Annotated in this window: 9 protein-coding genes; 8 read left to right on the top strand and 1 reads right to left on the bottom strand. The window is 41.2% G+C overall.

Features of this window, described 5'->3' with window-relative positions; genetic code table 11:
- The first annotated feature begins 12 nt into the window (after positions 1–12).
- Positions 13–1,686, top strand: a complete 1,674-nt coding sequence (locus WKU26_RS03955; RefSeq protein ID WP_445323212.1) for a S41 family peptidase — start codon at positions 13–15, stop codon at positions 1,684–1,686.
- Positions 1,687–1,896: 210 nt separating this feature from the next.
- Here WKU26_RS03955 and WKU26_RS03950 read toward each other — a convergent pair whose 3' ends face one another.
- Positions 1,897–3,591 carry a Na/Pi cotransporter family protein gene (locus WKU26_RS03950; protein WP_340320974.1) on the bottom strand — a complete coding sequence of 565 codons (1,695 nt, stop codon included), beginning with the start codon at positions 3,589–3,591 and terminating at the stop codon, positions 1,897–1,899.
- An 81-nt stretch (positions 3,592–3,672) separates the two neighbouring features.
- On the opposite strand from WKU26_RS03950, the gene WKU26_RS03945 reads away from it, so the two are divergent.
- From WKU26_RS03945 to WKU26_RS03915, 7 genes are all read left to right on the top strand, one after another.
- Complete coding sequence (locus WKU26_RS03945) at positions 3,673–5,346, top strand: nucleoside kinase (protein ID WP_340321055.1); 1,674 nt, start codon at positions 3,673–3,675, stop codon at positions 5,344–5,346.
- Positions 5,347–5,411: 65 nt separating this feature from the next.
- The gene (gene rpoN, locus WKU26_RS03940) at positions 5,412–6,884 is read left to right on the top strand and encodes an RNA polymerase factor sigma-54 (protein ID WP_340320973.1); all 1,473 of its coding nucleotides are present in this window, start codon (positions 5,412–5,414) and stop codon (positions 6,882–6,884) included.
- 10 nt (positions 6,885–6,894) lie between these two features.
- Positions 6,895–7,575, top strand: coding sequence for a hypothetical protein (locus WKU26_RS03935; RefSeq protein WP_340321054.1), 681 nt, complete (start codon positions 6,895–6,897; stop codon positions 7,573–7,575).
- A gap of 132 nt (positions 7,576–7,707) precedes the next feature.
- Positions 7,708–8,088, top strand: a complete 381-nt coding sequence (gene gcvH / locus WKU26_RS03930) for a glycine cleavage system protein GcvH (protein ID WP_178267048.1) — start codon at positions 7,708–7,710, stop codon at positions 8,086–8,088.
- Positions 8,089–8,098: 10 nt separating this feature from the next.
- Positions 8,099–8,608 (top strand): 5-(carboxyamino)imidazole ribonucleotide mutase, encoded by a 510-nt coding sequence (purE, locus tag WKU26_RS03925; RefSeq protein ID WP_178267049.1) that lies wholly within the window; start codon positions 8,099–8,101, stop codon positions 8,606–8,608.
- The gene (locus WKU26_RS03920) at positions 8,608–10,449 is read left to right on the top strand and encodes a 4-hydroxy-3-methylbut-2-en-1-yl diphosphate synthase (RefSeq protein ID WP_340320972.1); all 1,842 of its coding nucleotides are present in this window, start codon (positions 8,608–8,610) and stop codon (positions 10,447–10,449) included. The genes purE and WKU26_RS03920 overlap by 1 nt, the downstream gene beginning before the upstream one ends.
- Positions 10,450–11,026: 577 nt before the next feature.
- A partial coding sequence (locus WKU26_RS03915) for a SusC/RagA family TonB-linked outer membrane protein (RefSeq protein WP_340320971.1) occupies positions 11,027–13,859 on the top strand: 2,833 nt, incomplete at its 3' end.

The following is a 13,859-nucleotide window of genomic DNA, read 5'->3' as shown; positions in this document are numbered from 1 at the left end:
GCAGGAGTGTTGATGGTATCATTGGCACTGGGGTTGTCAAGTTTTAAGGGTGATGATCGTAATTTCCAGATTTCAAAGAACTTGGATGTATTTAATTCAATTTTTAAGGAATTGGATCTGTTTTATGTGGATACGATCAATGTAGAAAAGATGATTCAGAATGGAATAAACGGAATGTTGTCATTGACAGACCCTTATACCGAATATTATCCCGAAGAGGAAGTTAGCAGTCTGAAAGAATTGATTACAGGTAAATACGGTGGCATTGGAGCTGCTATCCGTTATTACGAATCGAAAGACCGGATTGCAATAGTAGAGCCGATTGAAGGAATGCCGGCGGCTGAAGCAGGTGTAAAGGCAGGTGATATCATTCTTGCTATCGGAGGAAAAGAAATGGTACGTGGTGACCAGAAACCACAGGATTTTTCCAGCAGAGTGAGTGATGCGTTGCGTGGCGAACCGGGAACCTCTTTTGTGTTGAAAGTGCAGCGTCCTTTGAAAAACGACAGTACAATACTTGAGTTTAAGATTACCCGTAAGAATATCCGGACAAATCCAGTGCCTTATTATGGTATTGTACGCGATAGTGTAGGTTATCTTTCGCTTACAGGGTTTACAGACAATTGTGCGAAGGATGTAAAAAAGGCTTTTATTGAATTGAAACAGCATGGAGCTACTTCTATGATAATTGATTTACGTGATAATGGAGGAGGTTCTTTGCAGGAAGCTGTAGATATCGTAAATTTCTTTGTTCCTAAAGGAACAGAAATTGTCACCACAAAAGGAAAGATTCGTCAGGCAATGGGTTCGTTTAAAACGCAATACGAGCCGATTGATACTGAAATCCCACTGGCTGTACTTGTGAATGGAAATTCTGCTTCCGCTTCTGAGATTTTAAGTGGATCGTTACAGGATTTAGACAGAGCAGTGGTAGTTGGTGCACGTACTTATGGTAAGGGTTTAGTCCAGACTACTCGTCCATTGCCTTATAATGGAACTTTGAAAGTGACTACTTCTAAATATTACATACCAAGCGGACGTTGTATTCAGGCGATTGACTATGCAAAGAAAAATGCAGATGGTTCGGTAGCCCGTACACCTGATAGTCTGACCAATGTGTTCCATACAGCGGCAGGGCGTGAGGTTCGCGACGGAGGAGGTATTCGTCCGGATATTGAAGTGAAAGGAGAGAAATTTCCTAATATTCTCTTTTATCTGATGAATGAGGATTTGATATTCGATTATGCTACACAGTACTGTCTTACTCATGAGGCCCCGGCTTCTGTTGATTCGTTTGCCTTGACAGACTCTGATTATGCTGATTTTAAAGCATTGGTCAAATCTCGTAATTTTACTTACGACCGTCAGAGCGAGAAAATGTTGAAGACTTTAAAGGAGATTGCTGAGTTTGAAGGATATATGGAAGGAGCTTCCGAGGAGTTTAAGGCATTAGAGCAAAAGTTGAATCACAATCTTGACCGCGATTTAGATCACTTTGCCAAACCTATCCGCAAAGAACTGGAACAGGAAGTTATTGCCCGTTATTTTTATCAGCGTGGTGCGGTGATGCAGTTGCTGAAAGATGATGAGGTATTGGACAAGGCTATAGAAGTGTTGGAGGACAAACAGCAATATAAGGAAATATTATCAGCACCTGTAGTGGCTTCTGCTGATGCTGCCAAGTAAAAAGGAAGAGGTCTGAAATTACAAAAAGCATATCTGATAAAGTTTTTATATAATGGCATGTGAATCGACAGAAGTTTGTCATTTCACATGCCATTTTTGTATTCTGACATTTAGGTGAAAACCGGATACATAATCGTATAAGCTTTTTCATGAAACAAAAAAATGCCGGTACACGACCGGCATTTTAGTATGGTTTATATGAATGAAGGGTTAAGCTTTCTTCTCTTTTACATCAGAGTGAGCTTCTACTACATTTACAACATAATCCCCCAGTTTCTCACATTCTGCGATAATATCCATATAGTGAACTCCCATCTGATAACTGTATTCTTTATTATTTACATCAATTACGTTTTGGGTCTTAAGCTGGTTTCGGTAGTTGTTGATTTCGTTTTCAGTGTTAAATGAACGATTGACATCTACGCTGTGATGTGTATCCTCTACCAATGCAATCATCTGACTCAGTGCATTGTCCGTCAGTGAGAACATCTGATGAATATGCTCATACTGTTTCTCTGTGAAATCAGAATCTCCCCTGCGTTTTCTATTGATAGTACGTGCCAGATTGTAACAACTGTCTCCTATACTTTCTATTTCTGTAACCTCACGTAGCATTTCCCGAATCTGTAATTTACTTTCTGAACTTAGACGTCCTTCTGATACCTGATTCAGATAGTTGGCTATTTCCAGCTCCATGCTATCACTGATGTTTTCGTATTTTTCGATACGGCTGAATAATTTATTGAAATCATTTTCGTTTTCAGTATGCAATAAATCTTTAACCATACGGAACATACGCTGAATACGTTCAGCGAACAAATTGATTTCTTTACGTGCCTGAAGGATAGAAAGTTCTGCTGTAGAAAGCATACCTCCGGTGATGAATTGCAGACGGTATTCTTCTTCCTGTTCTTTCTGAGGAACCAGTTTGCAGACTGTCTTCTCAATGAAATGAACGAACCATATCAATATTAATACATTACATACGTTGAAACAGGTATGGAAAGCAGATAATTTAAATGAAACAGCTACACCGTCAGCCTCGCTTACTTTCATGAAGTCAGTAATCAGCCAGTCTACCATATGTATAAAAGGTTCAAAGAGAATCAGAACCCACAATACACCGAATACATTGAACATTAAATGTGCCACTGCAGCTCTTCGGGCTTGTGTATTGGCAGTAAGTGCTGCTAAATTTGCCGTGATGGTTGTACCGATATTCTCTCCTAATACCAGTGCGGCTCCCAGTTCGAAGCTGATCCATCCATTGGCACACATAATAAGGGTGATAGCCATTGTGGCGGCAGATGCCTGTACAATCATCGTAAGTATGGTACCGATAAAGACAAAAAGTAAAATGGAGAAGTAGCCCATGTCGGTATAGTTCTGTACAAAGGCTAACATATCAGGATTAGCACTTAAATCGGGAGCATTGGTTTTTAGAAGATTTAATCCCATAAAAAGGAATGCAAAACCAAATATAAATTCACCGACAGATTTGCGTGTACTTTTTTGAGAGAAAAGAAGTGGAATACCGATTGCCAGCAGTGGAAGTGAAAATGCAGAAATGTCGACCTTAAAGCCCAATGCAGAAATAATCCAGGCTGTGACAGTAGTACCAATGTTGGCTCCCATAATAACACCGATGGATTGCGAGAGGGTAAGTAGTCCGGCATTTACGAAACTGACTACCATTACTGTGGTGGCAGAGGACGATTGGATAAGTGCTGTAATCAGTACGCCCGTTAAGACTCCGGTGACTCGGTTGGTGGTCATAGCCGTTAAGATACTACGGAGTCTGTCGCCCGCAAACTTCTGAAGTCCTTCACTCATGATTTTCATTCCATACAGGAAGAGTGCTAAAGAACCCAGCAGCTTTAAAAAATCATAAAAAGAATATTCCATTTCTAATTAATTAAGTTGGAAATAGGCAGTTAATGGTTTAATGAGTAAATTAACTGCAAATTCACTGTGTTAGTAATATTTATTACGATTATGCTACAAATATATTGCAAAAATAAGAATTTAACAAAAGAATTTCCCGAAGGAAGCAGTCTTTTGGATATTTATGAAGGATTTAATCTGGAAATGCCCTATGGGCCTGTGAGTGCGAAAGTTAATAATAAGGTAGAAAGTCTGGATTTCCGGGTGTATTATAACAAAGACGTAGAATTCCTCGATATAACCACTACTTCAGGTATGCGTACCTATGTCCGTTCTTTGTGTTTTATTTTGGTGCGTGCAGTCGAAGAATTGTATCCGGACGGTACGGTTTCTCTTGAATATCCGGTTTCGAAAGGATATTTCTGTAATTTGCATATCGGCCGTCCCGTTGAATTGGATGATGTACAGCGTATCAAGCAGAAAATGCATGAAATCATTGAAGCCAATCTTCCTTTCTTACGTACCGAAGCCCATACAGATGAGGTGATTAATCTGTTTTTGCAACGGGGGATGACAGATAAGGTAAAACTGTTGAAAACTTCCGGCCAGTTGTATACCTGTTATTATCGTTTGGGCGATACGGTAGATTATTACTATGGCAGCTTGGTGCCCAGTACCGGATACATCCATTTGTTTGATATTGCCAAATATTATGACGGCTTGCTTTTGCGTATCCCCAGCCGTGAAAATCCAGGTAAACTGGAAGAAGTTATCAAGCAAGAAAAAATGTTGGAAGTCTTTCAGGAGTATCACCGTTGGAACAGGATTATGGGAATCAGCACTGTCGGTGATTTTAATGTGGCCTGCAATGAAGGACATGCAACGGATTTGATTAATTTATCCGAAGCTCTGCAGGAAAAGAAAATTTCACGGATTGCCGATGAAATCACCAACCGGAATCAGAATGGAGAACGGGTAAAACTGGTTTTAATTTCCGGTCCTTCTTCTTCCGGCAAGACCACTTTCAGTAAGCGTCTTAGCATTCAGCTTATGGCAAATGGCTTAAAGCCTTACCCTATTTCATTGGATGATTACTTTGTAGACAGGGAAAAAACTCCTTTAGACGCAAATGGAAAGCATGACTTTGAGTCTTTATACGCACTCGACTTGCCTTTCTTTGAGTCACAGTTAAGTGATTTGCTTGCCGGAAAAGAAGTAGAACTTCCTCGTTTCAATTTTACCACAGGAAAGCGGGAAATGACCGGAAATAAATTGCGTATAGACGATCATATGATTCTGATACTGGAAGGAATCCATGCCTTAAATCCTGCACTTACTCCCAATATTCCTGCGGCCAATAAGTTTAAGATTTATGTATCGGCTTTGACTACTATTCAACTTGATTATCACAATTACATTCCTACTACCGATAACCGGCTGTTGCGCCGTATTATACGCGATTATAAATACCGGAACTATTCGGCAGAAGAGACCATAGCCCGATGGGGAAGTGTACGGGCAGGAGAAGACAAATGGATTTTCCCTTATCAGGAGTATGCGGATGCCATGTTCAACTCTGCACTGTTGTTTGAATTGGCTGTGCTAAAAGATTATGTAGAGCCAATTTTGCGCAAAGTGCCTAATAATACTCCGGAATATTCGGAGGCACACCGTTTGCTGAGGTTTTTATCTTATTTCGTTTCTGTACGCGACAAGGAATTACCTCCTACTTCACTGTTGCGTGAGTTTTTAGGAGGAAGTAGTTTCAGATACTGATTTTGATGAAGATTTTTCATACATTTGTAGCTGCTAATCGTAGAACGTAAGTGGAATAATAGAATATGGTGCAACATTCACGTCTGGAACAGACTCAGGCTCAACAACAAATTCAGACCTTATCTCCTCAACAGATACTGGCTGTCAAATTATTGGAACTTCCAACTGTGGAGCTGGAAGAACGGATTCATGCCGAACTGCTCGATAATCCGGCTCTGGAGGAAGGAAAGGAATCTTCCGCAGAAGCAGAAGAACAGGATGGTTATCTGGATGGAGAAGCAGAGCGAGATTCTGATTCCTCGGAAGACCTTTCACTGGGAGATTATCGTACAGAAGATGATATTCCAGATTATAAGCTTCAGGAGAACAACCGTTCCAAAGGAGAAACAGCAGAAGAAATTCCTTTCTCCGACAGTATCTCCTTTTATGAAACTCTGAAAGAACAACTTGATATGCAGCATTTGACTCCTGAAGAAAAACAGTTGGGAGAGTATCTCATCGGTTCGCTCGATGATGATGGTATGTTGCGTAAAAGTACAGAGGCATTGCTCGATGAGCTGGCTATCTATCAGGGAGTATACACTACGGCCGAAGAATTGGAGCATGTATTGTCGATTATTCAGGATTTTGATCCGGCAGGTATCGGTGCGCGCGATTTGCAGGAATGTTTGCTTTTACAAATAAAGAGAAAAGAAAACACACCTCTAAAGCAGGTGGAACTGGATATAATTAGCAAATGCTGTGATGAGTTCACCAAGAAAAATAAAGAACGGATTATGCAGAAGTTAGGCATATCCGAGGAAACTTATCAGGCAGCTGTAGCCGAGTTGACTAAACTGAATCCACGCCCTGGAAGTTCATTGGGAGAAGTGATAGGCAAGAATATGCAGCAGATTATTCCAGACTTTATTGTCGATACAGAAGAAGACGGCACCATCTCTCTCAGTTTGAACAATCGTAATGTACCCGAGTTGAGGCTGAGCCGTGAGTTCTCCGAAATGCTCGACGAACATACGCGTAATAAAGCCAATCAGAGCAAAGAGTCGAAAGACGCGATGATGTTTCTGAAACAGAAAGTAGATGCAGCCCAGGGATTTATTAATGCAGTCAAGCAGCGTCAGCAGACTTTATTAAGCACAATGCAAGCTATTATAGATTTGCAGCGTCCTTTCTTTCAGGAGGGTGATGAATCATTACTACGTCCGATGATCTTGAAAGATGTGGCAGAACGTGCACAGTTGGATATTTCCACCGTATCGCGTGTAAGCAACAGTAAGTATGTACAGACCAACTTTGGTATCTATTCGCTTAAGTTCTTCTTTAGCGATGGCTATACGACAGAGTCGGGAGAAGAGCTTTCGGTACGCGAAATCAAGCGCATATTGAAAGAATGTGTAGACCAGGAAGACAAACAGAAACCGTATACCGATGACGAACTGGCGGATATACTGAAAGAAAAAGGGTATCCCATAGCCCGTCGTACAGTAGCCAAGTATCGTCAACAACTTAATATACCTGTAGCTCGATTAAGAAGATAATTATAATATGATGGAAGAGACAAATATCCCCGATCAATTGACATTTCACGAGCCTGTTCCCCGTTCTCAATCGGAAAACAGAGACTTGCTCTATACGGTGTCCCGTATCATTTCGGCTGTCTTTACACCTTTTATGGTTCCTTTTGTTGCTTTCGTGCTGCTGTTTGGCTTTACCTACTTGCGTATTATGCCGTTGCAGTATAAAGTAACCATCTTGGCCATGATTTACTGTTTTACCATTCTGTTACCCATGCTGGCCATTTATCTGTTTCAGAAAATCAATGGATGGGGAATTCGTGAGTTGGGGCACAGAGAACGCCGTTTCATACCTTACGGTTTGACGATACTCAGCTATATCGGTTGTCTGCTGACCATGTTTCGCATTCATTTGCCCCGCTATATGTGCGGTATTGTAATGGCTGTACTTCTCTGTATGGTAATCTGTGCAATTATCAACATGAAATGGAAAATCAGTACCCATATGGCCAGTAGCGGCATGATGGTAGGCGGACTTTTATCGTACAGTTTTATATTTCAGTTCAATCCTATATCCTGGCTTTGTATCTTTGTCTTGCTGGCAGGAATGTTAGGTTCTGCAAGAATCATTGTCCGTCAGCACACATTGGGTGAAGTAGGAGGAGGCTTTTTGGTCGGATTGCTTTGTGGAGTCATTGGAATTTTGTTTATTTGAAGAAAAATGAGTGAACGAGATAACGAGTTGGCAAGGAAGCAAGACTTTTTGCTTTATCACCTTGTATCTGAAACCTTGTCAACTCGTTGCCTTGTTCCCTTGTCAAAATATTAACCTTAAAAATAAAAGATTATGAATTTCCCGACAAATGTAAAGTACACGAACGAACATGAATGGATTCGTGTAGAAGGCGAAGAAGCCTATGTAGGTATTACAGACTATGCACAAGACCAGTTGGGTGATATTGTGTTTGTCGATGTAACTACAGAAGGTGAAACTTTGGAAAAAGGTGAAGTATTTGGTACAATTGAAGTAGTAAAGACTGTATCCGATCTTTTCCTTCCGGTAGGAGGTGAAATTCTGGAAGTAAATCCGGAGTTGGAAGAACACCCTGAAATGGTCAATCAGTCTCCTTATGGAGAAGGCTGGATTGTCAAGATAAAGCCGACAGACCTTTCGGAACTGGATGATCTGATGGATGCAGAAGCATACAAACAGATTATTAATGAATAAAGATAAAAAGATGAAACCAGTTGTAAGTATTATTATGGGTAGCACTTCCGACCTTCCTGTGATGGAGAAGGCTGCGAAGTTGCTCGACGAGATGCAAGTACCTTTCGAGATGAATGCACTTTCGGCTCATCGTACGCCGGCAGAAGTAGAAGCTTTTGCTAAAGGAGCTGCCGAAAGAGGCATTAAAGTGATTATCGCTGCTGCCGGTATGGCTGCTGCTTTGCCAGGTGTTATTGCTGCCAATACCACATTGCCTGTAATCGGTGTTCCGGTAAAAGGTTCTGTACTCGATGGCGTAGACGCACTGTATTCTATTATACAGATGCCTCCCGGTATTCCTGTAGCTACTGTAGCGATTAATGGAGCTATGAATGCAGCTATTCTGGCTGTTCAGATGCTTTCATTGGCAGATACTGAATTGGCTCAGAAGTTTGCAGCATACAAAGAAGGCCTGAAGAACAAGATAGTAAAAGCCAACGAAGAACTGAAAGAAGTTAAATACGCTTACAAAACAAACTAATGGATTACTTCAACTATTCTCGCCGACAGGCGAATGAGGTATATGTTGGCGCCACTCCTATGGGTGGCGCTAATCCTATACGTATACAGAGTATGACCAATACGGTGACAATGGATACGGAAGCTTGTGTGGAACAGGCCAAACGTATTATTGATGCCGGAGGGGAGTATGTGCGTCTTACCACACAAGGAGTACGCGAAGCAGAAAATCTGAAATACATAAATGTAGGTTTGCGCTCGCAGGGTTACGATACTCCTTTGGTAGCCGATGTACATTTTAATCCCAATGTGGCCGATGTAGCTGCCCTCTATGCTGAGAAGGTACGTATCAACCCGGGAAACTATGTAGATGCTGCCCGTACCTTTAAGAAACTGGAGTATACCGACGAGGAATATGCTCAGGAAATACAGAAGATACGTAACCGTTTTGTTCCTTTCCTGAACATTTGTAAGGAAAACCATACAGCTATCCGTATCGGGGTAAATCACGGTTCCTTGTCAGACCGTATCATGTCGCGCTATGGCGATACACCGGCTGGTATGGTGGAATCGTGTATGGAGTTTCTTCGTATCTGTGTAGAAGAAGACTTTACCAATGTAGTCATTTCCATCAAGGCTTCGAATACTGTAATTATGGTGAAGACCGTTCGTCTGTTGGCCGAACAGATGGAGAAGGAAGGAATGAACTTTCCGTTACATTTAGGAGTAACCGAAGCAGGTGATGGGGAAGACGGACGTATTAAGTCGGCATTAGGTATTGGAGCCCTTCTGGCCGATGGATTGGGTGATACAATCCGTGTTTCACTGAGTGAAGCTCCCGAAGCAGAAATTCCTGTGGCCCGTAAATTGGTCGACTATATCGTTTCCCGTGAAAATCACCCTTATATCCCAGGAGCAGAAGCGCCGGGATTCGATTACGTAAATCCGGTTCGTCGTACAACAAAGGCGGTTGGAAACATTGGAGGTGAACATGTTCCGGTAGTAATTTCTGCCCGTTTGGATGGTAACATGGCAGTGAGTGAGCAGTTCAGGCCCGACTATATCTATTGTGGCCAGCAATTGCCCGAAACAAGACCTTCGGGGGTAGGCTATATTGTCGATGCCAATGTCTGGAAGGGAGAAGAAGGTGTTTATCCGGCATTCAATTATCAGCAGTTGATTGGTCTGCATCATTGTGAGGCTTCGATGAAATTCCTTTTTGTGCCTTATATGGGACTGACAGAAGAGGCAATGGCTTGTTTGCGTCTTCATCCGGAAGTGGTCATTGTAGCACAAAGCAATCACCCCAACCGATTGGGAGAATTCCGGGGAATTGTACACCAGCTGATGACATACGGTCTGGAAAATCCGGTTGTCTTCTTCCAGCTTTATCAGGAAGAAGAATTGGAAAACCTGCAAATAAAGTCGGCTGCCGATATGGGTGCATTGATTTTCGACGGTTTCTGTGATGGTATCCTGCTTTACAATCATGGTGGTAAAATTTCTGATGTAAAAGTCGATGAAACTGCATTCGGCATCTTGCAGGCCGGACGGGTACGTACTTCGAAGACGGAATATATCTCGTGCCCGGGATGTGGACGAACTTTATACAATCTGGAATCCACCATTGCCCGTATCAAGGCTGCTACTTCTCATCTGAAAGGACTGAAGATTGGTATCATGGGCTGTATTGTGAACGGTCCTGGTGAGATGGCCGATGCAGACTATGGGTATGTAGGTGCCGGTCGAGGTAAAATCAGTCTGTATAAGAAAAAGGAATGCATAGAAAAAAATATTCCGGAAGAACAGGCTGTAGAAAAGCTGATTGAACTGATAAAAGCTAACGGAGATTATTGCGAATAAAATCCGGACTTGATTATAGAAGAGGGTTGTCTGTCGTTTCACACCGGCAGGCAACCTTTTTTGTTTTTATACGAAGTGTGCTTTTGTTTGATTAATAATGCATTACATGTATACTTCGATTATGATGAATAGTCGTCTCCTTGCAGTGGGACGGTCGTCTCATTAGGCTGGTACACTCGTCTCATTACAATGAGACAGTTGTCTCCTTAAAGTGAGACGCTCTTTGGTTTATATTCTTATGAATTGCTGTTTTATTTATGCTTTTCCCCTTTGGTAGAAGCTTTTTTGTCTTTTTGTCTATCTTTTGATATTATTTTTTATCTTTTGTTAAATAATTTCCATGTCTTAGTATTCTGTTTTGTGTTTTTGTGTCTTTTTGATATTGATAATCTCTTAAATGTTTCAGTATTGCATTTTATATGTTTTTGTTTTGTGATAAAATGATATTAATTGTTATGTATCAAGAAAATTATATCATTTGCAAATATTTTAATAAAAAATGCATATTTGGTGTTGTTTTTATGAAAAATTATACATACGTTTGCAAAACGTTAATATATAATTTTAAAGAGAGAGTATGAAAAGAAGGTTAATGTTATTCTATGCCTATCTGCTGATAGGCATAGGATTAGCGATTGCGCAAACATCGCAGATTTCGGGTGTGGTGCTCTCGGCAGAAGATGGAGAACCTATCGTTGGAGCATCAATCCTGGTACAAGGAACAACTACCGGTACGATTACCGATATCGACGGTAAGTTTAGTGTAAAGGTTAATAAGGGAGGAAAGTTACAGATTAGCTATTTGGGCATGAAGACCGTTACGTTGACTGCCAAAAATAATATGACTGTAAAGCTCGAGTCCGATACCGAAGTCCTCGAGGAAGTGGTGGTAACCGGTATGCAGCGTATGGATAAGCGTTTGTTTACTGGTGCTGCGACAAAAATTTCTGCAGAAGATGCAAAACTGGATGGTGTTCCAGAAGTGAGCCGTGCTTTGGAAGGACGTGCAGCAGGTGTGTCTGTACAGAACGTTTCCGGTACTTTTGGTACTGCTCCTAAAATCCGTGTACGTGGAGCCACTTCTATTTACGGTAGTTCTAAACCGTTGTGGGTAGTCGATGGAGTAATCATGGAAGATGTAACCGAAGTCGGTGCAGATGAATTGTCTTCAGGTGATGCCGTTACTTTGATCAGTTCGGCTATTGCAGGTTTGAATGCAGACGATATCGAAAGTTTCCAGATTCTGAAAGACGGTTCTGCTACCTCTATTTATGGTGCACGTGCAATGGCCGGTGTCATTGTAGTCACAACCAAGAAAGGTAAAGCGGGAACAAATAAGATTAGCTATACCGGTGAGTTTTCTATGCGTTTGAAGCCCAGTTATAGCAATTTCAACATTATGAACTCGCAGGAGCAGATGGGAGTTTATAAAACGTTGGCAAACAATGGTTATCTGAATTTCGCTGACGTATACCGTGCATCGGAAAGTGGTGTGTATGGTAAGATGTATCACTTGATGAATGATTATTCTACCGGTGGTTTTGCATTGCCTAACACTCCGGAAGCCCGAAACGCATATTTGCGTCAGGCTGAGTATCGTAATACAGACTGGTTCGATATTCTGTTTAATAATAGTATTTCTCAGAACCATGCTGTAAGTATGACCAGCGGTACAGAGAAGGCTTCTTATTATACATCTTTGAGTGTGATGAACGATCCGGGATGGACAAAACAAAGTAAAGTACAGCGTTATACAGCCAATATCAATGCATTGTACAATATATCGAAACAACTCTCATTGAATTTGATTGGAAATGCTTCTTACCGTAAACAGCGTGCTCCGGGTACACTGAGTTCTTCTTTAGACCCAGTAAGTGGTGAGGTAAGACGTGACTTTGACATCAACCCGTATTCGTATGCGTTGAACACTTCCCGTACATTGGATCCGAATGAATACTATGTACGTAACTATGCGCCATTCAACATTCTTCATGAGTTGGAGAACAACTATATGGATTTGAATGTGATTGATATGAAATTTCAGGGTGAATTGAAATGGAAGCCATTCCGTAAGGTAGAATTGTCTGCATTGGGTGCTTATAAGTATTCTACCACTACCCAGTCACATAATATTACTGATTTTTCTAATCAGGCTTGGGCTTATCGTGCTATGGACGATGCTACTATGCGTGACGCAAACCCATGGTTGTATACCGATCCGGATAAGGTAAACTCATTGCCGGTATCTGTATTGCCTGTCGGTGGCTTCTATCGTGAAACGAAATATGGAATGACAAGTTATGACTTCCGTGCTACAGCAAGTTATAATGATGTATTCAATGAAAAGCATATATTCAACTTCTTCGGAGGTATGGAATTGAATGCAACAGACCGTACCAGAACATGGTTTGAAGGTGTAGGCTTGCAGTATGACATGGGTATGCTTGCGTCGTATGACTATTTATACTTTAAACAGGGAAGAGAAGAAAATGCAGATTATTATACGGTAGAAATGACACGTTCTCGCGATGTGGCTTTCTTTGGAACTGCTACTTATTCTTATGCAGGTAAATATACTTTTAATGGAACAGTACGTTATGAAGGTTCCAATAAATTGGGAAAAAGTCGTGCGGCACGCTGGTTGCCTACATGGAACGTTTCTGCTGCATGGAATGCGCACGAAGAAAGCTGGTTCGAGAATTTACGTCCAACTTTGTCGAACCTGACATTGAAAGCATCTTACTCGTTGACTGCAGACCGTGGACCTGCATCGGTTTCCAACTCACGTGTAATCATCAAGAGTTATAATCCATATCGTCCGTTTGCCAGCGTAGGTGAATCGGGATTGCAGATTAATGAACTTGAAAACAGTGAGTTGACTTACGAAAAGAAGCATGAGTTGAATATCGGTGCGGAAATTGGTTTCTTGGATAACCGCATTAACTTTGCTGCCGACTGGTATAAACGTAATAACTACGATTTGATTGGTGTTATCAATACAATGGGTGCAGGTGGACAGACTGCCAAATTCGCCAATGTGGCAAGTATGAAATCGCATGGTTTCGAGTTTACGTTGTCTACCCGTAATATTGTAACAAAAGATTTCAAATGGAATACCGATTTCATTTTCTCTAAAGCAAAAAATGAGGTAACAGAACTGGATGCCAATTCTCGTGTAATTGATATGATTTCTGGGGTTGGTTTCGCATTGGAAGGTTATCCGGTACGCTCTTTGTTCTCTATGGATTTCAAAGGCTTGAATGAAAACGGTTTGCCTACCTTCGTCAATGAATATGGTCAGATTACTACAAGTAATATCAATTTCCAGGAAAGAAATATTAAAGACCATTTGGTTTACGAAGGTCCTACAGATCCTACTATAACAGGTAGTTTGGGTAACGTATTTACTT

It is taken from the genome of Phocaeicola sp. HCN-40430 (assembly GCF_037890285.1).
GTDB classification, from domain to species: Bacteria; Bacteroidota; Bacteroidia; order Bacteroidales; family Bacteroidaceae; genus Phocaeicola; species Phocaeicola acetigenes.
Note: the sequence above shows the minus strand (reverse complement) of the source record. Positions and strands in the feature narration are given on the sequence as shown.